This is a genomic window from Shewanella decolorationis (assembly GCF_004354305.1).
Taxonomy (GTDB): domain Bacteria; phylum Pseudomonadota; class Gammaproteobacteria; order Enterobacterales; family Shewanellaceae; genus Shewanella; species Shewanella decolorationis.
In genome coordinates, this window is the sequence record NZ_CP037898.1 from 1,213,314 (window position 1) to 1,233,877 (window position 20,564).

Annotated in this window: 24 protein-coding genes; 9 read left to right on the forward strand and 15 right to left on the reverse strand. The window is 45.6% G+C overall.

The features are described 5' to 3' along the window. Positions 1–54: 54 nt before the first annotated feature. The 3 genes from yggU to proC form a co-directional block, all read right to left on the reverse strand. The gene (gene yggU / locus EYR25_RS05405; protein WP_133178765.1) at positions 55–345 is read right to left on the reverse strand and encodes a DUF167 family protein YggU; all 291 of its coding nucleotides are present in this window, start codon (positions 343–345) and stop codon (positions 55–57) included. Next, positions 345–893: a YggT family protein gene (locus tag EYR25_RS05410; RefSeq protein ID WP_023266519.1), complete on the reverse strand. Its 549-nt coding sequence runs from the start codon at positions 891–893 to the stop codon at positions 345–347. Before EYR25_RS05410 ends, yggU begins: the two co-directional genes overlap by 1 nt. Positions 894–978: 85 nt before the next feature. Continuing rightward, positions 979–1,797 (reverse strand): pyrroline-5-carboxylate reductase, encoded by an 819-nt coding sequence (gene proC, locus EYR25_RS05415; RefSeq protein ID WP_133178766.1) that lies wholly within the window; start codon positions 1,795–1,797, stop codon positions 979–981. A 96-nt stretch (positions 1,798–1,893) separates the two neighbouring features. Between proC and EYR25_RS21480 the strand changes: the two genes are divergently transcribed. Next, positions 1,894–2,022, forward strand: a complete 129-nt coding sequence (locus EYR25_RS21480) for a hypothetical protein (protein WP_264889417.1) — start codon at positions 1,894–1,896, stop codon at positions 2,020–2,022. On the opposite strand, the gene EYR25_RS05420 is transcribed toward EYR25_RS21480, so the two are convergent. Next, positions 2,019–2,735 carry a YggS family pyridoxal phosphate-dependent enzyme gene (locus EYR25_RS05420; protein WP_133178767.1) on the reverse strand — a complete coding sequence of 239 codons (717 nt, stop codon included), beginning with the start codon at positions 2,733–2,735 and terminating at the stop codon, positions 2,019–2,021. The two genes, EYR25_RS21480 and EYR25_RS05420, sit on opposite strands and share 4 nt — an antisense overlap. Positions 2,736–2,770: 35 nt before the next feature. Between EYR25_RS05420 and EYR25_RS05425 the strand changes: the two genes are divergently transcribed. From EYR25_RS05425 to hemH, 4 genes are all read left to right on the forward strand, one after another. Beyond that, the gene (locus EYR25_RS05425) at positions 2,771–3,808 is read left to right on the forward strand and encodes a type IV pilus twitching motility protein PilT (RefSeq protein WP_023266515.1); all 1,038 of its coding nucleotides are present in this window, start codon (positions 2,771–2,773) and stop codon (positions 3,806–3,808) included. A 9-nt stretch (positions 3,809–3,817) separates the two neighbouring features. After that, a complete protein-coding gene (locus tag EYR25_RS05430) occupies positions 3,818–4,930 on the forward strand; it encodes a PilT/PilU family type 4a pilus ATPase (RefSeq protein ID WP_133178768.1) in 1,113 nt (370 codons plus the stop codon). Between the two features lie 98 nt (positions 4,931–5,028). Beyond that, on the forward strand, positions 5,029–5,640 hold the full coding sequence (locus EYR25_RS05435; RefSeq protein WP_425057201.1) for a glutathione peroxidase: 612 nt from the start codon (positions 5,029–5,031) through the stop codon (positions 5,638–5,640). A gap of 69 nt (positions 5,641–5,709) precedes the next feature. Then, entirely contained in the window at positions 5,710–6,693 is a 984-nt protein-coding gene (gene hemH / locus EYR25_RS05440; RefSeq protein WP_133178769.1) for a ferrochelatase, read from the forward strand. Positions 6,694–6,754: 61 nt separating this feature from the next. Here the strand turns inward: hemH and ruvX are convergent, their stop codons facing one another. The 4 genes from ruvX to EYR25_RS05460 form a co-directional block, all read right to left on the reverse strand. Continuing rightward, complete coding sequence (ruvX, locus tag EYR25_RS05445; RefSeq protein ID WP_011621986.1) at positions 6,755–7,180, reverse strand: Holliday junction resolvase RuvX; 426 nt, start codon at positions 7,178–7,180, stop codon at positions 6,755–6,757. A 28-nt stretch (positions 7,181–7,208) separates the two neighbouring features. Then, the gene (locus EYR25_RS05450) at positions 7,209–7,772 is read right to left on the reverse strand and encodes a YqgE/AlgH family protein (RefSeq protein ID WP_133178770.1); all 564 of its coding nucleotides are present in this window, start codon (positions 7,770–7,772) and stop codon (positions 7,209–7,211) included. A gap of 68 nt (positions 7,773–7,840) precedes the next feature. Beyond that, a complete protein-coding gene (gene yciH / locus EYR25_RS05455; protein ID WP_133178771.1) occupies positions 7,841–8,170 on the reverse strand; it encodes a stress response translation initiation inhibitor YciH in 330 nt (109 codons plus the stop codon). Positions 8,171–8,318: 148 nt separating this feature from the next. Then, complete coding sequence (locus tag EYR25_RS05460) at positions 8,319–8,633, reverse strand: hypothetical protein (RefSeq protein WP_011716287.1); 315 nt, start codon at positions 8,631–8,633, stop codon at positions 8,319–8,321. A gap of 179 nt (positions 8,634–8,812) precedes the next feature. Between EYR25_RS05460 and EYR25_RS05465 the strand changes: the two genes are divergently transcribed. Beyond that, entirely contained in the window at positions 8,813–9,373 is a 561-nt protein-coding gene (locus tag EYR25_RS05465; protein WP_023266509.1) for a DUF4136 domain-containing protein, read from the forward strand. Between the two features lie 353 nt (positions 9,374–9,726). Further along, a complete protein-coding gene (locus EYR25_RS05470; protein ID WP_133178772.1) occupies positions 9,727–10,368 on the forward strand; it encodes a trimeric intracellular cation channel family protein in 642 nt (213 codons plus the stop codon). 35 nt (positions 10,369–10,403) lie between these two features. Here the strand turns inward: EYR25_RS05470 and tpx are convergent, their stop codons facing one another. The 3 genes from tpx to EYR25_RS05485 all read right to left on the reverse strand — a co-directional run bounded on the left by tpx (position 10,404) and on the right by EYR25_RS05485 (position 12,498). Further along, entirely contained in the window at positions 10,404–10,997 is a 594-nt protein-coding gene (gene tpx / locus EYR25_RS05475) for a thiol peroxidase (RefSeq protein ID WP_133178773.1), read from the reverse strand. A 112-nt stretch (positions 10,998–11,109) separates the two neighbouring features. Beyond that, positions 11,110–11,937 carry a mechanosensitive ion channel family protein gene (locus EYR25_RS05480; RefSeq protein WP_133178774.1) on the reverse strand — a complete coding sequence of 276 codons (828 nt, stop codon included), beginning with the start codon at positions 11,935–11,937 and terminating at the stop codon, positions 11,110–11,112. Between the two features lie 30 nt (positions 11,938–11,967). Further along, positions 11,968–12,498: an OmpA family protein gene (locus EYR25_RS05485; protein WP_425057218.1), complete on the reverse strand. Its 531-nt coding sequence runs from the start codon at positions 12,496–12,498 to the stop codon at positions 11,968–11,970. Between the two features lie 348 nt (positions 12,499–12,846). On the opposite strand from EYR25_RS05485, the gene ltaE reads away from it, so the two are divergent. Together ltaE and EYR25_RS05495 are read left to right on the forward strand one after the other, a co-directional pair. Further along, complete coding sequence (gene ltaE / locus EYR25_RS05490) at positions 12,847–13,860, forward strand: low-specificity L-threonine aldolase (protein WP_133178776.1); 1,014 nt, start codon at positions 12,847–12,849, stop codon at positions 13,858–13,860. Positions 13,861–14,023: 163 nt separating this feature from the next. After that, positions 14,024–15,490 carry an HDOD domain-containing protein gene (locus EYR25_RS05495; RefSeq protein ID WP_133178777.1) on the forward strand — a complete coding sequence of 489 codons (1,467 nt, stop codon included), beginning with the start codon at positions 14,024–14,026 and terminating at the stop codon, positions 15,488–15,490. 4 nt (positions 15,491–15,494) lie between these two features. Here the strand turns inward: EYR25_RS05495 and EYR25_RS05500 are convergent, their stop codons facing one another. From EYR25_RS05500 to EYR25_RS05515, 4 genes are all read right to left on the reverse strand, one after another. Then, positions 15,495–16,034, reverse strand: a complete 540-nt coding sequence (locus EYR25_RS05500) for a nuclear transport factor 2 family protein (RefSeq protein WP_133178778.1) — start codon at positions 16,032–16,034, stop codon at positions 15,495–15,497. 68 nt (positions 16,035–16,102) lie between these two features. Then, entirely contained in the window at positions 16,103–16,927 is an 825-nt protein-coding gene (locus tag EYR25_RS05505) for a M90 family metallopeptidase (protein WP_133178779.1), read from the reverse strand. Between the two features lie 347 nt (positions 16,928–17,274). Then, entirely contained in the window at positions 17,275–18,996 is a 1,722-nt protein-coding gene (locus EYR25_RS05510) for a GGDEF domain-containing protein (protein WP_133178780.1), read from the reverse strand. Next, positions 18,993–20,483, reverse strand: a complete 1,491-nt coding sequence (locus tag EYR25_RS05515; RefSeq protein WP_243729936.1) for an ABC transporter substrate-binding protein — start codon at positions 20,481–20,483, stop codon at positions 18,993–18,995. The genes EYR25_RS05510 and EYR25_RS05515 overlap by 4 nt, the downstream gene beginning before the upstream one ends. Positions 20,484–20,564 lie beyond the last annotated feature (81 nt).

Genomic DNA, 20,564 nt, shown 5'->3' on the forward strand with positions numbered 1-20,564 from the left:
GTATGAGGGATTGCTTGATTATATGTATCTGAACTTAGACTTCCAACGCTGTGTTTATTCGAGTAGGGTCACGATTTCTGCGGGGACGTTTTTGGGGGCACTGATGCGTACCTGTTTATGTCGTCCTAATTCGCCCTTAAGGATGTGAACATCGCTTTTAGGGACTTTAAAGGCCTTGGCTAAATATTTGCTTAAATGGGCATTGGCCTTGCCATCAATCGGCGGGGCGGTAATGGCGACTTTTAACTCATCACCATGAAGCCCGACTATTTGATCGCGACTCGCTTTAGGTTGAATATACAAATTAAGCAGCAAGTCGCCTTGCTGCATAATGACTGCGCTCATTAAATCACTGCCCAAAATGGTACGTATTGCGCCAACAGCATGTTGATAAAGTTCATGCCGATAATCACCAACATTACCGACAGATCTAAGCCACCAATGGGCGGAATGATGCGGCGCACTGGGGCCAAAATGGGCTCTGTCAGTTGTCCCATGATCATCACAATTGGGTTATAGCCCTGGTTGAACCAGCTTAAGATGGCGCGAATGATCAGCATCCAAAAGAGTAAAATGCCCGCCTGTTTGATGACAGTGACAAGTGCAAACACAAAGAACAGCACTAAATCAATACCGCCACCAGCGATAAGGCTTAACAGCAGCACTTTAACCATCACAACTAATAGGGCGAGCACAAAAGAAGAGGTATCGAATCTTCCCATTGAAGGAATTAATCGACGCATAGGTGCGATCAACGGGTGTGTGGCTTTGACCACAAATTGACTGAAGGGATTATAAAAATCGGCACGGGCCAAGGGGAGCCAGATCCGTAATATCACCACCATCAAATACAAATCGAAGAGTGTGCTGATCAAAAAGGTTAATGCATTCATCGAGATTTCTGCCTATATGAGTCCGATTAAAAACGCCCGCGTTAAAAGTTAGCAAGTCACCCAGCAATTGCTGGATCAAGCTGGATCAAAAAGTATTGGCCATTTCTTCTGCACGTTTGATGCAGTTTTCCATTGCATTTTTGACCACACCACGAAGATCCGCCGCTTCGAATGTGGCGATAGCTTGCGCCGTTGTGCCGCCCTTAGAGGTGACATTCTCCCGTAAATTACCCAGCGTAAGCTCAGGATTTTGCTTTGCCATCATAGCAGCACCGAGGGCCGCTTGCTGTACTAAGCTTCTGGCTTTGGCTTCATCCATACCCATTTGCTTGCCTGCATCAATCATAGACTCCATGAGCAGGAAGAAATAGGCAGGTGAGCTACCAGCAAGGGCAATAACTTGATTAATTTCTGACTCCTCATTCACCCACACAATTTCACCACCGCTAGACATCAAGCGCTCGGCAATGGCTTGTTGGGCATCAGAGAGGGGCTGCGGCGCGTAGAGACCTGTCATACCGACACCGATTTGCATTGGCGTGTTTGGCATAGTACGAACCAGCGTGATGGGTTGAGCCAGATATTCGCTATAGCGGCTTGCTTTGATGCCCGCTGCAATGGTAATCACAAGCTTGTTAGACATATCAATGCCTTGCAGTGCTTGGCAGACTTGTTCCATCAACTGCGGTTTAACGGATAATACGATGACATCGGCATCTTGGGCGGCGCTGAGATTGTCTTGGGATACACGCACACCAAAGTCGGCGGCGAGGGCATCGAGTTTACCTTGGCTAGGATTGGTGGCTTGCACTAGCGCAGCTGGATAGCCGCTACGAATTAAGCCGCTGATAATACTGCGGGTCATATTGCCCGCACCGATAAAGCAGATTTTTTGTTGACTCATGTGTACCCCATAATGTCTGGCCTAGGCTGAGTGGATAACATTCAGCATTAATATCATTGAATTAGCGTTATTAGGCCGGATAAAAATTTCTATTTAATGTTCTCTAACAGTATTTGGGCTTTAGTGACTAAAAACAAGGCTAAAGCCGATTTTGCTGGCACACCTTTGGCTATCTCGGTGATTTCCCTTAGCGTCAATGATGACGGTTTAACCCGTACTGACTAATTGCTGGTGGTCTCTCTTACACCATAATCCCGTTCACCAAAGATGGCGCTGCCGATACGTACCATGGTTGAGCCGCACTCAATTGCGACGTCTAAATCATTGCTCATGCCCATGGAGAGAGTATCTACCGCGGGATAATGCTGCTTTAGCGTATCGAATAACTGCTTAAGCTCGCTGAGTTCGCGTGTCTGCTGCGCAATGTCATTGGTGGCACTGGGAATGGCCATTAAGCCCCGCAGTTGTAAATGGGGTAATTGGCTGATGCTATCGGCCAGCGGCAGCATCTGCTCGGCATCGATACCGGATTTTGTATCTTCATCACTGATATTGATTTGAATACAGACATTTAACGGCGTAAGGTGCGCTGGGCGCTGCTCATTGAGGCGCTGGGCAATTTTCTCCCGCGAGAGGGTGTGCATCCAATCGAAATGTTGGGCGACTAAGGCGGTTTTATTGGATTGCAGTGGCCCAATAAAATGCCATTCAATATCAGGGTGCGTGCCCTTTAGCGCCTCAATTTTTGTCACACCTTCTTGAACATAGTTCTCGCCAAAGCAACGCTGGCCCGCATCATAGGCTGCTATAATATCTTCAATCGGTTTAGTCTTACTGACGGCAAGTAAGCGAATACTGTGAGGTAGGCGTGCGCATTTTTGCGCCGCTTGCGCGATCCTGCTCTGGGCGAGGGCGAGTCTGTCTGCTATTGTTGTCATGATGTAATTATCTGGTTGCAAGGATATCCCAAACTATGGAAATCACTGAGTTATTAGCCTTTAGTGTAAAACACAAAGCCTCGGATCTACACCTCTCTGCAGGGATATCTCCCATGATCCGTGTCGACGGTGAAGTGAGAAAAATTAACCTGCCCGCGCTCGATCATCAGGGTGTACACAGCCTTGTGTACGACATTATGAATGATAAACAGCGTAAGGACTTTGAAGAGCATTTAGAAATCGACTTTTCGTTCGAAGTCCCTAATTTAGCGCGTTTCCGTGTGAACGCTTTTAACCAATCCCGCGGCGCGGCGGCGGTATTTCGTACCATTCCTAGTGATATATTGTCACTTGAGCAGCTAGGTGCGCCTGAAATTTTTAAAAAAATCGCCAGTTTTCCCCGCGGCTTAGTGTTAGTCACTGGCCCTACAGGTTCAGGTAAGAGTACCACACTTGCGGCCATGGTGGATTACATCAATGAGAACCGCCACGACCATATCTTAACCATTGAAGATCCTATCGAATTCGTTCACCAGAATAAGCAATGTTTGATTAACCAACGGGAAGTGCATCGTCATACCCACAGCTTTAACGCTGCGCTCCGTAGTGCACTGCGTGAAGACCCTGACGTTATCCTCGTCGGTGAGATGCGTGACCTTGAAACCATTCGTCTGGCGATGACGGCGGCCGAAACGGGTCACTTAGTTTTTGGTACCTTGCACACCACCTCGGCGGCTAAGACCATCGACCGTGTGGTTGACGTGTTCCCTGCCGGTGAAAAGGACATGGTGCGTACCATGTTGTCTGAATCATTACAGGCGGTTATTTCGCAAACCCTGATTAAGAAAATCGGTGGTGGCCGTGTGGCAGCTCACGAAATCATGATGGGAACGCCCGCCATCCGTAACCTTATCCGTGAAGATAAAGTGGCGCAGATGTACTCAGCTATTCAAACGGGGATGGCCCATGGCATGCAAACGCTTGAACAGTGTCTGCAAAACTTAGTCAACCGTGGTCTCATCACCCGTGAGGATGCCATGGCGAAGAGCTCAAACAAACAAGCGACCTTTTAAGGATTTATGATGGATGTCCGTCCGTTTTTAAAAGTCATGGTAGAGCGTAAAGCCTCGGACTTGTTTATTACCGCAGGTTTTCCGCCGAGCGCCAAAATCGATGGTGAGTTACGCCCATTAGCCGAGAGTGCTTTCACGCCGGCGCAGTCTTTGGATTTTGTTGAATCCGTGATGACTGAGGCGCAAAAGAAGGAGTTTCACACCACTCGCGAGTGTAACTTTGCTTTTGCAGTGAAGGAGTTAGGTCGTTTTCGCGTGAGTGCATTCTGGCAGCGTGAATCTCCAGGATGCGTGATGCGCCGGATTGAGACCAAAATCCCTGAGGTGGAAGACTTAAAACTGCCACCGATTTTAAAAGATCTGGTGATGAGTAAACGGGGTCTTATCATCATGGTTGGGGGAACGGGAACTGGTAAGTCGACCTCCTTGGCGGCATTAGTGGGTTATCGTAATGCCCATGCCCGTGGTCATATCCTCACCATCGAAGACCCGGTGGAATTTGTGCATGACCATCGCAAAAGCATCATCACTCAACGTGAAGTGGGGATAGATACAGAGTCCTTTGATGCGGCGCTGAAGAGTTCGCTGCGTCAGGCGCCCGATGTGATTTTGATTGGTGAGATCCGTACTCAAGAAACCATGGAGTTTGCGCTTTCTTTCGCCGAAACGGGTCACCTCTGTATGGCGACATTGCACGCGAACAACGCTAACCAAGCGTTAGACCGGATCATGCACTTAGTGCCTGAGAGTAAACACCAGCAGTTGTTATTCGACTTGTCACTCAACCTGCGCGGCATTGTGGCGCAGCAACTGGTGCCTAAAGTCGATGGCACAGGACGACGGGCGGCGATTGAAGTCTTGATCAATACGCCACGTGTCGCGAGCTTGATTGCTAAAAACGAGCTGCATTTGCTTAAAGAAACCATGGCTAAATCGAACGAGCAGGGTATGCAGACCTTCGACCAAGCCTTGCTGCAACTCTATATCGATGGGGAAATTAGCTATGCCGATGCGCTTCACCATGCTGACTCGCCAAACGACTTGCGTTTAATGATCAAACTGCAAAATAAAGAGCCTACCAGTTCAAGCTTTATGGAAGGCGTGACCTTGGATATGGATTAATCCTGTCCGCGGTGATGTTAAAGCAGCTCCCTTGAGCTGCTTTTTTTATCGCTTAAGACAATCGATAACTCGCTGTAGCTTTTATTTTTTTATTCAATATGATCTCTATATTAGCGAGTGACGTAATAGAGAATAACGAGTTTGCCAATCTTGGCGCGCCCAATGAGAAGGACATTATGATGAAGCTCCCCTTAGTTATCTTTGCCAGTCTGTTAAGCACTAGCGCATTTGCGGCAACTTGCCCGAGTTATCTTGATGTTGAAGTGCGTAAATTGCACTCGGATGAGAAAATTAACCTGTGTGAATTGACTCAGGGCAAGCCTGTGTTACTGGTCAATACCGCAAGTAATTGCGGTTATACTCCGCAATTTAAGGCTCTCGAAGCGCTTCATAAAGAATACAAAGACAAAGGCTTAGTGGTGATTGGTTTCCCTTCCGATGACTTTTTCCAAGAAGAAAATGATGAAAAAGACACGGCTAAGGTGTGTTACATCAACTATGGTGTCACCTTCACTATGCTCGCGACATCACCCGTGAGAGGCAGCGATGCTAACAGTGTCTTCAAATACTTAGGAGATAAAGTCGGCTCGCCTAAGTGGAATTTCTACAAGTATGTCGTCAGTGGCGATGGCAATACGGTGCAGCAGTTTAATTCTAAGGTGAAGCCCGATAGTGCCGAGCTTAAGCAGGCAATAGAATCAGTGCTTTAATGCCCAATTTATTCATTTTACTCATGTTAAGAGGCTACTTTGGCTAGGTTTTCAGGATTATCAAAAGAGATGGGTCACGCAAAGCGTGGCAAAGTGGGTGTGTTGCTACTTAACCTTGGCACACCCGATGCGCCAACGGCATCGGCGGTGAGGCGTTACCTTGCGGAGTTTTTATCCGACCCTCGGGTGGTCGAAATTCCAAAACTCCTGTGGATGCTGATTTTACATGGCATAGTGCTGCGCGTTCGCCCGGCCAAGTCTGCGGCGCTCTATCAAAAAGTCTGGACTGACGCGGGTTCACCGCTGATGGATATCAGTTTGCGCCAAACCGCTAAATTATCGGAAAAATTAGCAGCCGATGGACATGAAGTCTCAGTGCATTTAGCCATGCGTTATGGCAATCCTTCTGTGGCTAGCACCTTACAAACGATGCATCAACAGGGCATAGATAAGCTTGTCGTACTGCCGCTCTATCCGCAATATGCGGCGCCGACCACGGGCTCGGCCTTTGACGCTATTGCAAGGGAATTAACCCAGTGGCGCTACCTGCCATCGCTGCATTTTATTCATACTTACCATGATCACCCTGACTTTATTGCCGCATTGGTGAATTCAATTCGCGCCGACTTTGAGCAACAGGGTAAGCCGCAAAAGTTAGTACTTTCTTACCATGGTATGCCGGAGCGTAATTTGCACTTAGGCGATCCTTACTATTGCTTTTGCATGAAGACTACCCGTCTGGTGGCCGAACAATTGGGGCTTACAGCCGATGAGTTTGTAATGACTTTCCAATCTCGCTTTGGTAAGGCCAAATGGTTACAACCCTATACGGATGCCACCATGCAGGCGTTGCCGAGTGAGGGCGTACGTGACGTGGCGATTGTGTGCCCAGCGTTTAGCGCCGATTGCTTAGAGACCTTAGAAGAGATCGTCGGTGAAAACGGCCATATTTTTGCTAATGCTGGCGGGGAGAAGTTCCGTTACATTCCTGCGCTGAACGATAATGATGACCATATCAGCATGATGGCCAACTTGGTTAAACCCTATCTGTAAGCTTTATAAGCGCAGAAATAAAAAAGGATAGCTCAGGCTATCCTTTTGTTTTTATGACTTATCATTCACCGAAATGATTTTCAAAATAGCTTTCGACAATCAATACGGCTGACACTGCATCGACTTGACCTTTGGTGAGGGCTTTAAAGCCGCCGAGCTCAAATAGCCGAGCTTTTGCATCTGTGGTGGTCAGTCTTTCATCTTGAGTGACAATTTTGACCCCAAACTTAGCGTTCAGGCGGTTGGCGAATTTTCTCGCCCTGTGGGTCATCTCTTGCTCTGTACCATCCATATTGAGCGGTAAACCTACGACGACTAAATCGGGTTGCCACTCTTTAATGAGCTTGCCGATTTCATCCCAATTGGGAATACCATCTACGGCTTTTAAGGATAATAGTGGCGTGGCGCTGGCGGTGATTTGTTGCCCTATGGCGACACCAATACTTTTTGTTCCAAAATCAAAACCTAAAACGGTTTTTGCGTTCATCTATATTCACTCGTCACAATAAAATCGGCTAGGCGTGGCCTGCCTGTGATGACAATTGCCAAGCATCAAAGCCGAGCGCGCGGCTCGCTTGTTGCCATCTATCCTCGTGTTTGACATCGAAGAGCAGGGCTTGGTCGGCAGGGATAGTCAGCCATGAGTTATCGGCCAATTCTTGCTCCAGCTGGTTTTTGCTCCAACCCGCATAACCTAATGCCACGATAAATTTTTCCGGCGAGCGCTCGCTGCCAATCGCCGTTAATACATCCCTTGAGGTGGTGAGCATAAGGCCCGAGCTTAATTCAGTACTGTTGGCCCAATAGGGCTGGGACGTATGCAGGACAAAGCCTCTATCTTGGGAAACGGGGCCGCCCATTAACACCTGCGCGCCCAGAGCCAGATCGCTAGACACTTGTTCAGCGGGTAAATCCATCTGTTCGAGCAATGAGTTCACTTCAATGCCCAGCGGTTTATTAATCACTAGCCCCATAGCGCCTTTTTCATCGTGCTCACATAGATAGATGACGGTGCGCTCAAAAAAAGTGTCATCGAGCGACGGCATGGCGATTAAAAAATGGTTCTGCAAACTCTCCATTAAATGCTCCGTTCAGCCCACAGGCGTTGACCAATAGATTAAATCCAGCGGCTTAGGCTGGTGGCGTATTAACCGCCGGCTAATTTGACTTTGTAGTTTTGTTTTTCAAGCAGTAGTTTTAGTTGTTCACGATTATCGGTTTGCACTTCGATAGTGAAATCTTTGACTGTGCCGCCGCAACCACATTGTTTTTTAAGGGTTTGTGCCAAGGCTTTTAAGCCCGCTTCATCAAGTCCTAGGCCTGAAATGACCGAGACACCTTTACCTTTGCGGCCTTTGCTGTCTCTGTGGATGCGCACAATCCCATCGGATGTGGGGATAGCTTTGGCTTCTGGCTCGGCAGTAATGCGGCCTTTATCTGTGCTGTACACTAAGGAAACGTTGGGATCTACTCTCATAAGTCATCTTTTATCTGAATATACGCCGCTTAAGTTTACCAAACTCAACGTCTTTCGGGGAGGTAAAAAAGGCCACTGACAGAGACTGAAAGTGGCCGAAGGTCAATGCTAGCTCTTTGCAGGGAAGTAGCATGTTTAAAAAGCAGACTTAGAGATGCTGCAATACCATAGCGATTAATGCCAATGCGGTGAGTAGGGCGCAGGGCATGATAAAACGATGCAATTTAGGCAGGGCGATTAAGCAAGCGGTGGCAACAAACCCAAAGGCGGCGACCGTGGTGTAATTCACGCCGTTCGACACAGTCTCAAACACGAGCCAACTCAATACGACTAAAGGTAAAAACAGCAACATCATGGGGAGATGTGGTGTGAGCTTACTGTTATGGGTATCGGCAGAGACTTTTTGTGGTGCGAACCAGAAAATTGCCGATGCCACAATCAATGCGCTAATGAACCAGTACATGTTAGTTATCCCTCTATCGCTTTAAGTGATAATCATTATCATTTAAGGCGATTGCTGAAGTCAAGCTGAATAACACACTGCTTTTTCATCATATTGAGTTGTAGAACCGTCCATTGCTCTGTAAGCTAAATTTATTTTCGGCTTATTTGTGTTCGATAAGAACGACCAAGGAAATCACCATGAAAAATATAATTGTAGGTTTAGCCGTACTGGCACTGAGTGCCTGTAGTTCCCTTAAGTCGGGTTGGGATTTTGACCCTAGCGCCAATTTTACTCAGTACAAGACCTATGCTTGGGTCGCACAAAAGACCGATGCTTCGGGTTATCACCTCGATGGTTTAATGGATCAGCGCGTGCGGGATGCGGTGAACTCACAGCTTTCATCTAAGGGCATGACCTTGGTTGATGCAAAAGATGCCGATGTATTAGTGAACTATCTGACCAAAATCGATAAGAAGATTAATGTAGATACCTTCAATACCAATTTTGGTTATAACCCTTACTATGGCCCAGGTTGGGGCTGGGGCGGTAACATGCAAACCCAGACCACAGTTAGAGAATATGAAGTGGGCACCCTGATCATTGATTTAGTTGATAATAAAACCGCTAAGTTAATTTGGCGCGGCTCAGTGGCAGACACTATCCGTGATAAAAATACCCCTTCGGAAAGAGTGAAGCTTATCAACGAAGCGGTCGGCAGTGTGATGGCGAATTTCCCGCCAAAGCCTGAAAACAAATAATTTACTTTTAGTCTAAAAAAGCGGCCCTTTGGCCGCTTTTTTGTGGCCAAAATTTAGGCTTGAGTGGCTTTAAGATGAATTTTCTACAAATTTTAAAATTTTAATTGATTATGCTTTATTAAAACTTATCAAAAAATAAGCTTAATTGAATGAGAGGAACAGTCGTCCATTAGTTAATGTATTGTTATTGAAGGGCTGTGGTGTAACATGATATCAAGACGTCAAAATGGTTAATGCAAAAATACAATCAATAGATTAAATATTCTAATGACAAAATTTAAATAATCTCATTATCCAGTCCGTGGATTATCAGGCAAAATCCGTTTTTTATGCATGGGTAATAAGTAGTTTAAATGCAAGAAGCGCAATTTATCGGATTATTATGGCTGATTGGGATTTTGGCCGAGGCCATGACAGGGGCATTAGCGGCGGGTCGTAAGCAGATGGACCTATTCGGCGTGGTTATCATTGGCTGCGCGACGGCGATTGGTGGTGGCACCTTAAGAGACATGCTGCTCGGAAATTACCCTTTGATTTGGGTCGAGAATGTCCATTACTTGCTCGCGATTGCATTTGCGTCTTTATTAACGGTTGCTATTGCGCCTGTGATGCGTTATCTGTCCAAGTTATTTTTGGCCATTGATGCCTTAGGCCTAGCCGTATTCTCAATTGTGGGCGCACAAAAAACCCTAATGTTAGGATTTAGTCCAACGATTGCGGTGGTGATGGGGCTCGTCACTGGGGTCTTTGGCGGGGTGATCCGCGATATTCTCTGTAATCAAGTGCCTTTGATTTTTAAGAAAGAACTCTATGCGGTGATTTCGCTCTTTACCGCAGGCTTATATATCACCCTCAATGCTTACCAATTGGCGGAGTGGATAAACCTATTGATCTGTTTAACGCTGGGCTTTAGCTTACGAATGTTAGCACTGCGTTATCATTGGTCTATGCCGACCTTTGACTATCAAGCCAACGGCGACCAGCATATGCATTAATAAAAACGGGGCATTAAATGCCCCGTTTTTTATGTTTACTGCTGTGCTTGAATGGTTTTTAACGCTTCAAGCGCGGCGTCATAATTGGGATGTTCGGTAATATTGGGGACCAGCTCTTGGTACTTAAGCTGACCTTCTGCATCGATAATAAAAATGGCCCGAGCGAGCAAGCCGTAATCTTCAATCAATAAACCGTATTTCTCGCCAAAATCACGCCACACTGAGTCGGAGAGGACTTTGATTTTGTCGACGTTTTCGACCTTACAGAAGCGTTTTTGCGCGAAGGGCAAATCTGTGCTGATGGTCAGCATGACGACATCATCGGAGAAGTGACTGACTTCACTGTTAAATCGCTTTGTTTGCAGAGCACAGACACCTGTATCTAAGCTGGGTACCGCACTGATCAGCACGGTTTTCCCTTTAAAGTCACTTAGGCTGATAGGGGTAAATTGTTCGTCGACAACTTTAAATCGTGGCGCCATTTGCTCAAGCTTGGGTAATTTTCCCTCAAGGGTGACAGTCTTGTCGCCCATCATCACTTGGGTTTTATCATTAGCAATAGCGGTGGGGCTGAGAACCATTAAACTAAAAACACAGCCCGCGGCTAGAAACGAAACATACTTTTGCATTTTATCTCCCGTACTCAGGTATGTTGTGCACATGGGGTTTAAGGTACGACAAAACCCAAGTTATCACCATAAAAAAGGCCGGTAATTACCGGCCTTTCAATATGCTTGCTGCTTATTTGCTCTCTGGCAATTGCTTCACATGAATATCCATTTGTGGGAATGGAATTTCAATGTTCGCTGCATCGAGTGCATTTTTGATTTGTTCTAAAATTTGGAAACGCGCAGTCCAGTAGTCGGCGGTTTTAACCCAAGGACGAACCACAAAGTTGATTGAAGAATTCGCCAATTCAGAAAGACCTACGGTATAACCTGGTTCTTTCAGTACATATTGGTTGTTATCTAAAATCTCTGTTAATACTTTTTTGGTTTGCGCAATATCCGCAGAATAAGAGACACCAATGACTAAATCGATACGACGATTTTCAGAGGCGGAGTAGTTTGTGATAGTGCCATTCATGATTGAGGAGTTTGGCGCCACAATCACTTTATTATCTGGGGTGCGTAATTTGGTTGAGAAAATGGTGATTTCATCAACAGTACCAGCGATGCCTGCTGCTTCAATATAATCGCCTACGCGGCATGGACGGAATAACACCATTAATACGCCTGATGCAAAGTTAGACAGAGAACCTTGCAGTGCTAAACCAACGGCTAAACCTGCGGCACCGATAACTGCGACTAAAGAGGCTGTTTGTACGCCAATTTGGCCTAAGGTGGCGATAATGGTGAACACAAACACCACTGCCCAAGCTAAGTTAGCCACAAAAGACACCACTGTTGGGTCAATCTTGCGGCTGTTAAGCAACTTACGCACTAACTTTTGTGCTACGCCAGAAAAATATTTACCGACGAAGAAAATAATCAACGCAAATAAGATTTTTAAGCCATAGGTCATGACTAAATCCGGTGCCTGCTTTAATAAACCTTCAAGGTTTTCCATAAAATAACTCCCTAAAATACGCTAACAAAACTAGTTATTATTGACGATAAATTGTACTCGTCGATTTAATCTGCGACCTTCGCTGGAATAATTATCCGCAACTGGTTCAGATATACCTTTACCAACAACGGTAAAGCGATTTGGATTGAAGCCGTAGTCTTCAACCAAAATGTGTTTCACATTTTGTGCTCGTCTCAGTGATAACTGATAATTAAACTCTGGCGTACCAACAATATCCGTATGCCCTACCAAAGTTAATCGAGTCTCAGGATTCGCGTCTAAAAAAGCTTTTACTAAGGCTAAAGCTTTCCATTGCGATAAATCTACTTCGGCGATAGCAAACTCAAAATACACAATCGCGGTCTCAATATTATGACAATCAGCGGCTGAATAAGTACTAGGATCATCGACATCACACTGAATATTGCTGGATTTTACTTCGGCTTGGTAAACACAGCCATTGGCCATCACATTGGTATTTGCGGGTGTGTTTGGACAGGCGTCTTTAATATCTGGGACACCATCTTGATCTGTATCTTGCCATGCATAAGCGGGCAACATCAGGCTTAAACTCAAGGCTAAACACGTTAATCTAATCCATTGTATTACGGATGTTTTCACCACAAATCACCTTGTATTCTATCTTTGGTAGTTAAAACCACTAAGAGATTTGCATTGGAGTAGCATGAGCATCTTAGTTAGGTATTCTATCTTTTTTATCGGCTTAACGCCAAGTTTTGCGAGTTACTTGCTGCAAATCAATAGGCTTAGCAGCAAAAAATATAGATACTTTGCCAGTTTTATCGGCAGATATATCGGTAAACTATACAAATTTTTCCTTTGAGGCTAGAGTCGCACTTGCGCGATGAATATCCGCGTCGGGGATAGATAGAAGAAGTCGAGGGCAAGATGATAGATTTACGCAGTGATACTGTGACCCAGCCTACAGAGGCGATGCGATTAGCCATGTCGAGGGCAGAAGTGGGTGATGATGTTTATGGTGATGATCCGACCGTCAACAGCTTACAATACATGGCCGCAGAGATGTTTGGTTTCGAGAGTGCGCTGTTTACGGCATCTGGCACTCAGGCCAATTTGCTTGCATTGATGGCCCATTGCGAGCGTGGGGATGAATACCTGTGCGGCCAGCAGGCGCATAACTATAAATTTGAGGGCGGTGGCGCGGCGGTTCTCGGCAGCATTCAACCACAACCGCTGACTAATCAGCAGGATGGCACTATCGCCTTGACCGATATTGAAGCGGCGATAAAACCCGATGATATTCACTTCGCGCGCACGCGCTTATTGAGCCTAGAAAATACTATCGGTGGTAAAGTCTTGCCCCAGAGTTATCTAGCCAATGCGCAGGCGCTGGCATTTCAACGTGGTTTAAAAATTCACTTAGATGGTGCCAGGGTTGCCAATGCCGCCGTGGCACAGGGGATTGGGATTGCTGATATCGCGGGGCATTTTGATTCGGTCTCTATCTGTTTATCCAAGGGATTGTGTGCGCCTGTTGGCTCGCTGCTCCTAGGTGATGAGCGCTTAATTAAAAAGGCCACGCGCTGGCGTAAAATGCTTGGTGGCGGCATGCGCCAGGCGGGGATTTTAGCGGCAGCGGGTAAATTAGCACTCACAGAGCAGGTTGAGCGATTGGTGGAAGACCATGAAAACGCGGCTTATCTTGCTCAGCAACTAAGTCAGTTGAGTGAGTTTGAAATTGATTTAGCCGCTGTTCAAACCAATATGGTGTTTGCAACACTTGCGCCCCATGTCGATGAGAAAGCGCTGGCGAAACGTTGTCGTGAGGCGGGCATTCTCATCAGCCCCAGCCGCACGCTACGCTTTGTGACTCATAAAGATGTGTCGCGTCAGGATATTGATAAAGTGCTACAAGTGTTTAAATTGCATCTGCAGGCATAATCGGCTTTGAGCCCAAGTGAAAACTTGGGCTTTTTTATACGTCTTACCTGCTATATCGCGGATTTTAAAATCAAAAGTCGAATTGTGAGCCAGATGTCAGGCGATTTTTTTAAGTTTATCTATACTAAAAACAATAACTTCATATCATCGAGGTCATGCTGGGTTGAAACCTAACAATAATACTAATAAAGGGGTCGATTATTGGACAAAACGGATCAGTGATTTGGAAATGCCAGCACTCTGTTCCACGGTCCAAACGCTAGAAAAGCTTGCCAAGGATGACGTGTCGTCTCTCGCCTTACTGGGGCGGAGCGTGATGCATGATAATGCCCTCACATCCCGCATTTTACGTGTCGCTAACAGCGCGATTTACCATAAAGGCAATACTCAAATTTCGACGGTAAGTCGAGCCGCTATTGTGCTTGGCTTCGATGCCGTACGTAATATCTGTATCACAGCACAACTCTTATCGAGCCTATTGGAGAGTAAAAATCTCGCCCCCGCCGTTTATCAGCGTCTCATCAAATTAATGGCGAAGGCATTTCAAGCCGCGATGTTAACTCGGATGATGTTGAGTCATTACGATGATGATATTCAGGAAGAAGCCTTTATCGCCTCTTTGCTTTATCACATTGGTGAGAGTGCATTTTGGAGTATTGGCGGTGAGTTTACCGAAATCTTAGACAGCCAATTAACCGAGTGTGAAAACCCCGTCGAAGAGCGTAGCGTCATTCGTGAAGCTTTAGGTACCTCATTCTCGCAACTGACGCAGAGTATTGCGCGCCACTGGGGATTAGGGGAGTTATTGATCCAAGCGGTGAATTATCCCGATGACCAACGTCCAGAGATCCGCTCGATCTTTCTAGCCGATAAGCTCTGCGAAACTCTTTCAGCAGAGATTATCGATAAAACTGAATTGGATAGTTATATCAATCAAGCAGCCAATTTTACTGGGCTTGATGAGGCGGAATTTACCCTAAGGATGCAGCGCTGTACTAAGGCAACCCATAAACTAGCTGAGGCCTATGGTGCTAAAGTACTGATAGACTTTCTACCCGATCCTAAACGCATCAATAAAATTGAACCCAGTATGCCAGCGGTCGATTTACCTGTGTTTGAGGCCAACTTAAATGTGCAATTGGCCAAACTGCGTGAGCTCACCGCCTTTGCGATCAATAAAGCCGATTTTAACCAAATCATGCAAACCGTGCTTGAGGGAATTTTAGAAGGTGTTGGGGTAGACCGTTGTGGTGTCTTGTTGTTATCGCCTAGTCGTAAACAGTTGCAACCTAGGATTATGCTTGGCAGAGATGCCGAAGATATGAAGCGGCAGTTCATCATCGATCTTAGTGATAAAAAAGGGTTATTCCCACAGGCGATGGAGCATAAGGAGTGCCAGTGGGTGGATAATCCTAATGCTAAAAAATGGCTAGAGCAGTGCAAAGAATTAAAAACTCAGCTACCTGAGTCGGGTTTTTTAGTGGCACCGCTATTGGTTGATAGTAAGGTGATAGGTTTTTATTATGCCGATAGAGGTCCATCTCAAAGAAGCTTTACAGAAGTGGATTTTCAAGCTTTTATCCACTTCTCGCAGCTAGCTAATGTGTGTTTTACCGTGTCGTTAAAATAGCAACTTACTGAGCGTTTTTAATTTCAGCGGTAATCTGTTTGGCAATCGCATTGGGGATGGGAAAGCTCAAATGATATTGGGCAATTTTCCATTCCCCATTGGTTTTGATTAGGGTGCCAGTGCCTCGACTCACGCCGTAGCTTGGGCTATTAAGCAGTTCATCGAACAGGATCACATCACCATGCTGCACTAAATGGCGACGAGTTAAGTCGTAGCGCCAACCTTTGGTCGGGCGTGAATAGCGTTCAAACTCGGCCATGCCCCAGCGCTCAGTCGCATCGGTTCCAATAAAAATGCCATCCTGTCTGTAGAGGGCAAAATACTTGTCCCAATCAGCACTGCTTGAATATTGATTTAATTTATCCAGCACTTGGGCTGCCGCTTGCTCATCGCTAAGTGTTGTTGCAACTTGTTCGTCAGCAATGGCGGTTTGTGGATGAAAACATAGGGCGCCAAGCATTAACACGCTGGCGCTGAACAGGGCCTGGTGCTGGCGAGTGCGTGCCAAATTGGGGTTGCGCTCCGTGCGAGTGAAAATTGTCATTGTGGATTCCTTATCGTTATCGTTATGGTTATTCGGTCTGATGGTTTCTAGAACAGATGCTAATTAGATCAGTGCCAGTTTATCGGATCGAGTTGATAAAAATGGCTCAACTCGCGGTAAAGGGCTGGATGCTCAAGATTAAGTGCTTCTGGCTGTTCAAAAAAGACTTCAGTTACCACGGCAAAAAACTCTGCGGGATTGGTGGCACCATAGTAATTAAACAGGGACGGGCGGCCAAGGGTGGCAGCTTGCACTAACTCATTATAGGCCTGACTAAATACGCTCGACCACGACAGATAATCCTGACGGCGCTGTAAAATCGGTGCGCCATTGGCGTGACCATCCTCCTGATCTAATTGATGGGCAAACTCGTGAATGACCACGTTATTACCATCGTGGGGATTGGCTGCGCCCTCAAGGGTATTCCTCCACGACAGTATCACTTGTCCTTGCTCCCAGGATTCCCCTGCCAGCACATTGCGTTGCTCGGAGATTAAACCCGCGGGATCTTGGCGATGGCTCTCGACAATAAAGGCATCGGGATAGACCAATATCTGCCTCAGATTAGGGTAAAAATCGGTGTTGCGATTTAGCAGCAGCAAACATGCTTGCGCGGCGATGGTGACGCGAATTTCGTCGGTTATTTGCAAACCGTCGCAGCCAACGAATCGTTTTTCATCCAAAAAGACTTGGATATGGCGTTTGAGTTGCAGCTGAAGATCCGCTGGCAAGGCGTGGAAATAAGGCAATCTTTTCTTCAAAATCGTTCGCCAAGCCTTAGGAAAGGCCCTGGCCATTACGCGTTTACGCTGGAGCGTTTTGCGCCAGCGGCTCGATGCTAACCAAGCGATCGCACTGAGGCCGATTAGGAGAATAGTTAAGGTCGCGAGCATGGGCCCTCATTACGATTTTTGTGTTTAGTATATTAGCTAATGGGGATTCATTAGGTTGAACTCAATCCCTTTGGTTAAAAATAACGCGATGATTGGTCAATCAATAGATGTAATTAGATAAGGTATTGTTTTGATATGTGCTTAGATTTCTTGGCTTGTCAGCTTTGGCGTATTGGATGCCGAAGGGATAAGTCCGCCTGTGTTTGGCAGCTAAAACCTTTGAATGTTCGTTACTTTGTTTATCTCAGTGCACAAGCTTGATTAGATAAAAGGAGGTATAAAATGGCGAACAATGCTCCTGTCCCTAAGCTGCACCTAAAGATCTTCACTCACGCTGGTTGATGTAATTAAGCCTTGTCTAAAACCTCTGTGCGATTTCGCCCTGCCTGTTTGGCGCTATACAGTGCTTCATCCGCAAGGCTGATGAGTTTATTGACATCAAGTGCCTGCGACGGCTGCCAGCAGGCGACTCCAAGACTAATGGTTACAATACCAGAATGTGCAGAATTTTGATGGGGAATACGCAAATCTATGATGGTTTTGCGTAGACGTTCAGCAATTTTGTAAGCGTCTTCAAGATGGCTAGAAGGAAGTAGTAGCATAAACTCTTCACCACCGTAGCGGGCAAGAATATCGGTAGGCCGCTGTAGAATTGATTTAGCGGCATTGACGATTTGCCTTAAACATTGATCCCCTACAACGTGGCCATATTGGTCATTGAACTGTTTAAAGTTATCTAAATCAAACATCACGAGACTTAATGGCATATTGTGATCGTTGGCGTAACTCAATTCCTTCTGTATTTGGGTATCTAAATATCGACGATTATAACAACCAGTTAGACCATCGGTTTCCGCCATCGCTTTGACTTGAGCTGCGTAGGTTTTCAGCGTTTCTAGTGAACTTACCATTTGCTGTAACTCAAGGTTATCCGTAATCGGCATTTGAGTATCAAGCTTTTCATTTGCAATCGCATTCATGGCATCACGGGTAGCGATAACCGGTTTGATGATACCTTTGGCAATAAAATGCCAGCTAGTGAGCCAGATAAAGAAACAATAGAGAATGCCACCGCAAAAGATCAAAATCACAAAGGATGTGCTGTCACTCTTCAGATTTGAGCCTGCTAGCTGAATTTCCTCTTCAACATGGTTTACTAACTCTTGGGTGAATTGGGCAATTTCTCGGGCAGCATTCGCTTGGTAACTAAAATGAGCATTGGCGATTTGGGTGCTTTTTAAGGCATTGCGGGACAGTTCAAACAGGTTGTCGTTACCAACCATATTTTGTTTTATTTGAGATAACCAATTGAGGTAAATATTATTATTTGAACGCATTGTCGGAACAACATCTTCCATTTGGATCAGTAGTCGCATAGCTTCACGTTGGAGCCGATTCAATGCCACTATGCTTGATGTGTTTTTTACTTCATCCAATAAAACAAATAGATGTTCTCCTAGGTGAAGATACTCAGAAAGTGTTTGATGCTCGCTGAGATTTTCAGTTATGCCATTAAGATTTTTTTGTGCAAATAACAGGCTATAACGCTTATGGGTCTGATCCAGTAACATCTGCATTTCATCGGAAAATGCCGATGACATTCCAGTTAAGTTAGTTTGAATATTTTGTGCCTGTATTTTGGCTTGCAATGCGCTATCGGTAAGCTTGTCGAGCAAGGGGAGTTGTTGTTGAAAGTATAGCTGTGTATCAATAGTGCTATTGAGTGCTTGATGCATATTGGGTGTTGTTTCTAAGGTATAGAGTACCTTTGTATCTTTTAGTAGATGTTCCCACTGGATAGTTAACTCCTTGAGCAGGGATTGTCGCTGCTCTTCTGTATCATAGTGATTTAATTCAGTGGTAATTATTTGCAATCTTTCACTATTTTTAGCTAATTGCAGTGCGGTTGTGACTTTTACGACCTCAGTGCTAACCAATTGCTCTATCTCAGTTCTTAATTCTTGCGACAACAGAATAGCGATCACGCCATTAAGCAAAGCCATGCCCAGAATGATATAGAAGGCCAGTGTAATTTTATGTTTTAGACTGGTGAGTCGTTTCGGGTTCATTTGTTTTTCTTATCAATTGCAGGGAGTTCACCAAAGGTGTTCTGCAAATATTTAATTTTGGTACTTAGCGTTATAAAAATATCTGTACTATTGGTCTCATGTCGGCTAGCAGCGTAGCAAGCATGGCTTAACTCTGGATAAATCTGCCCCATAGCGGTAGTGGTAAAATGTCCTACTTCCAATACTTTAGTAGACCAAAACAAGTTCGCAACATGACTAGCCTCGAATGCCCCGGCAACCGATCTTTTTGATGCTTGTTTAAATTCAGGTGCTGTTATGACATCCATCCTGCAAGGATTACCGCCGCCGAGCGCGTAGGCATATTGGGCTTCATAGGTACCCATATATTTGAGCAACCAATAGGCGGCTTGAGGATTTTTACTGTCGTAACTGACTGCAAAGGCGTAGGCGCCATTATAGGGCGTACCGCCAGGGATTTGAGCCACAGCAAGCCTAGCACCTGGAATATTAGCCTCGACTTTAAAGGAGGCGGACCACAGGTTGTTGTAGGCAAATGGCCAAATTGCTACTTGCCCTGTTGCCATTGCATTCGCCGCTTCATTGAAGGCAAATTTATCGTCCGCAGGCATGGCGTAGGGCATCAGTTTGCGGTAAATCTCTCCAGCTTTAATGGCTTCTTGATTAAATACGGGAACTTCAAAGTGAGTCAGCTGCTTTTGTTGATTATAGATGGGCCACATCCAAGCGCCGCCCAAACTCCAGATAATGCTTGAAAATTCATCGTTAATATGGGGCTTATTGCCTGACATTAAGGCAAGACCATAGAAGTTATGGCTTAGCGGTTTATCGGCGAGAAGTTCACCTGCTTTTCGGGTGAAAAATACCGCTTGATCCTGCAGCTCATCAAAATTAGTTGCGGGTTTAAGTGGATAACCGAAGCGTTGCTGAAAGTGGGTTTGTTCCGTTTTATTTTCAAACAGATCTGCACGGTAGTGGCTGCCCATCACATAGTTATTGTAGGGAATAGCATGTAACTCACCATGATAGGACAAAATATTAAGGAGTGAGGGATAGTAAGGTTCAAGATACTTCTCCATCGCCTTTTCACCATCGGGATCGTAGAGTTTTGCCAATTCTAATAAGGGAACTGTGTAGCCATTGGCCGCCCACTCTTTTGCCCAACCAGCCTCCATAGTGAGCAAATCGTACTTACCTTCGCCTTGCAGCAGCGCTTGGGTCTGTAGTTCAAACATGCCATCAAGTTCAGTGCTGACCACATTGACCTTCACACCCGTCTTCTCAGTGAATTTAGGCAGCATTTCACGGGTTAGATAGTCGGTCCAAAAACCTTTTTCGGCGACCAAAGTGATAGGGGTTTTATTCGATAGCGGGGGAATTTGAGCCAAGGAAAATTCCGCTAAAGCGGGTTTTGTTAGCGTTAATCCAAGTCCAATAAATAGGAGCGATAAAGGTCTTAACAAGAATGACTCCTCAGATACAAAGGTTAACATGCTAATAAATAGCACTAATAAACCTAGCTGTACATTAAGGATAGGCCTGATAAAAAACTATGTCTTAATTATTGTAAGGTTTTTGAGGCAAAAAAA

What these genes read in the sequence shown, in the direction of transcription:
- hemH (WP_133178769.1), top strand. Translation starts at nt 5,710, where the DNA reads ATGGGTCACGCAAAGCGTGGCAAAGTGGGTGTGTTGCTACTTAACCTT.
- EYR25_RS05430 (WP_133178768.1), top strand. Translation starts at nt 3,818, where the DNA reads ATGGATGTCCGTCCGTTTTTAAAAGTCATGGTAGAGCGTAAAGCCTCG.
- proC (WP_133178766.1), bottom strand. Translation starts at nt 1,797, where the DNA reads ATGAGTCAACAAAAAATCTGCTTTATCGGTGCGGGCAATATGACCCGC.
- EYR25_RS21480 (WP_264889417.1), top strand. Translation starts at nt 1,894, where the DNA reads ATGTTCTCTAACAGTATTTGGGCTTTAGTGACTAAAAACAAGGCTAAA.
- EYR25_RS05465 (WP_023266509.1), top strand. Translation starts at nt 8,813, where the DNA reads ATGAAAAATATAATTGTAGGTTTAGCCGTACTGGCACTGAGTGCCTGT.
- yggU (WP_133178765.1), bottom strand. Translation starts at nt 345, where the DNA reads ATGAGCGCAGTCATTATGCAGCAAGGCGACTTGCTGCTTAATTTGTAT.
- EYR25_RS05485 (WP_425057218.1), bottom strand. Translation starts at nt 12,498, where the DNA reads ATGTTGCCCGCTTATGCATGGCAAGATACAGATCAAGATGGTGTCCCA.
- EYR25_RS05510 (WP_133178780.1), bottom strand. Translation starts at nt 18,996, where the DNA reads ATGAACCCGAAACGACTCACCAGTCTAAAACATAAAATTACACTGGCC.
- ruvX (WP_011621986.1), bottom strand. Translation starts at nt 7,180, where the DNA reads ATGAACGCAAAAACCGTTTTAGGTTTTGATTTTGGAACAAAAAGTATT.
- EYR25_RS05410 (WP_023266519.1), bottom strand. Translation starts at nt 893, where the DNA reads ATGAATGCATTAACCTTTTTGATCAGCACACTCTTCGATTTGTATTTG.
- EYR25_RS05450 (WP_133178770.1), bottom strand. Translation starts at nt 7,772, where the DNA reads ATGGAGAGTTTGCAGAACCATTTTTTAATCGCCATGCCGTCGCTCGAT.
- EYR25_RS05500 (WP_133178778.1), bottom strand. Translation starts at nt 16,034, where the DNA reads ATGACAATTTTCACTCGCACGGAGCGCAACCCCAATTTGGCACGCACT.
- EYR25_RS05435 (WP_425057201.1), top strand. Translation starts at nt 5,029, where the DNA reads ATGATCTCTATATTAGCGAGTGACGTAATAGAGAATAACGAGTTTGCC.
- EYR25_RS05470 (WP_133178772.1), top strand. Translation starts at nt 9,727, where the DNA reads ATGCAAGAAGCGCAATTTATCGGATTATTATGGCTGATTGGGATTTTG.
- ltaE (WP_133178776.1), top strand. Translation starts at nt 12,847, where the DNA reads ATGATAGATTTACGCAGTGATACTGTGACCCAGCCTACAGAGGCGATG.
- EYR25_RS05425 (WP_023266515.1), top strand. Translation starts at nt 2,771, where the DNA reads ATGGAAATCACTGAGTTATTAGCCTTTAGTGTAAAACACAAAGCCTCG.
- EYR25_RS05460 (WP_011716287.1), bottom strand. Translation starts at nt 8,633, where the DNA reads ATGTACTGGTTCATTAGCGCATTGATTGTGGCATCGGCAATTTTCTGG.
- EYR25_RS05505 (WP_133178779.1), bottom strand. Translation starts at nt 16,927, where the DNA reads ATGCTCGCGACCTTAACTATTCTCCTAATCGGCCTCAGTGCGATCGCT.
- tpx (WP_133178773.1), bottom strand. Translation starts at nt 10,997, where the DNA reads ATGCAAAAGTATGTTTCGTTTCTAGCCGCGGGCTGTGTTTTTAGTTTA.
- yciH (WP_133178771.1), bottom strand. Translation starts at nt 8,170, where the DNA reads ATGAGAGTAGATCCCAACGTTTCCTTAGTGTACAGCACAGATAAAGGC.
- EYR25_RS05420 (WP_133178767.1), bottom strand. Translation starts at nt 2,735, where the DNA reads ATGACAACAATAGCAGACAGACTCGCCCTCGCCCAGAGCAGGATCGCG.
- EYR25_RS05480 (WP_133178774.1), bottom strand. Translation starts at nt 11,937, where the DNA reads ATGGAAAACCTTGAAGGTTTATTAAAGCAGGCACCGGATTTAGTCATG.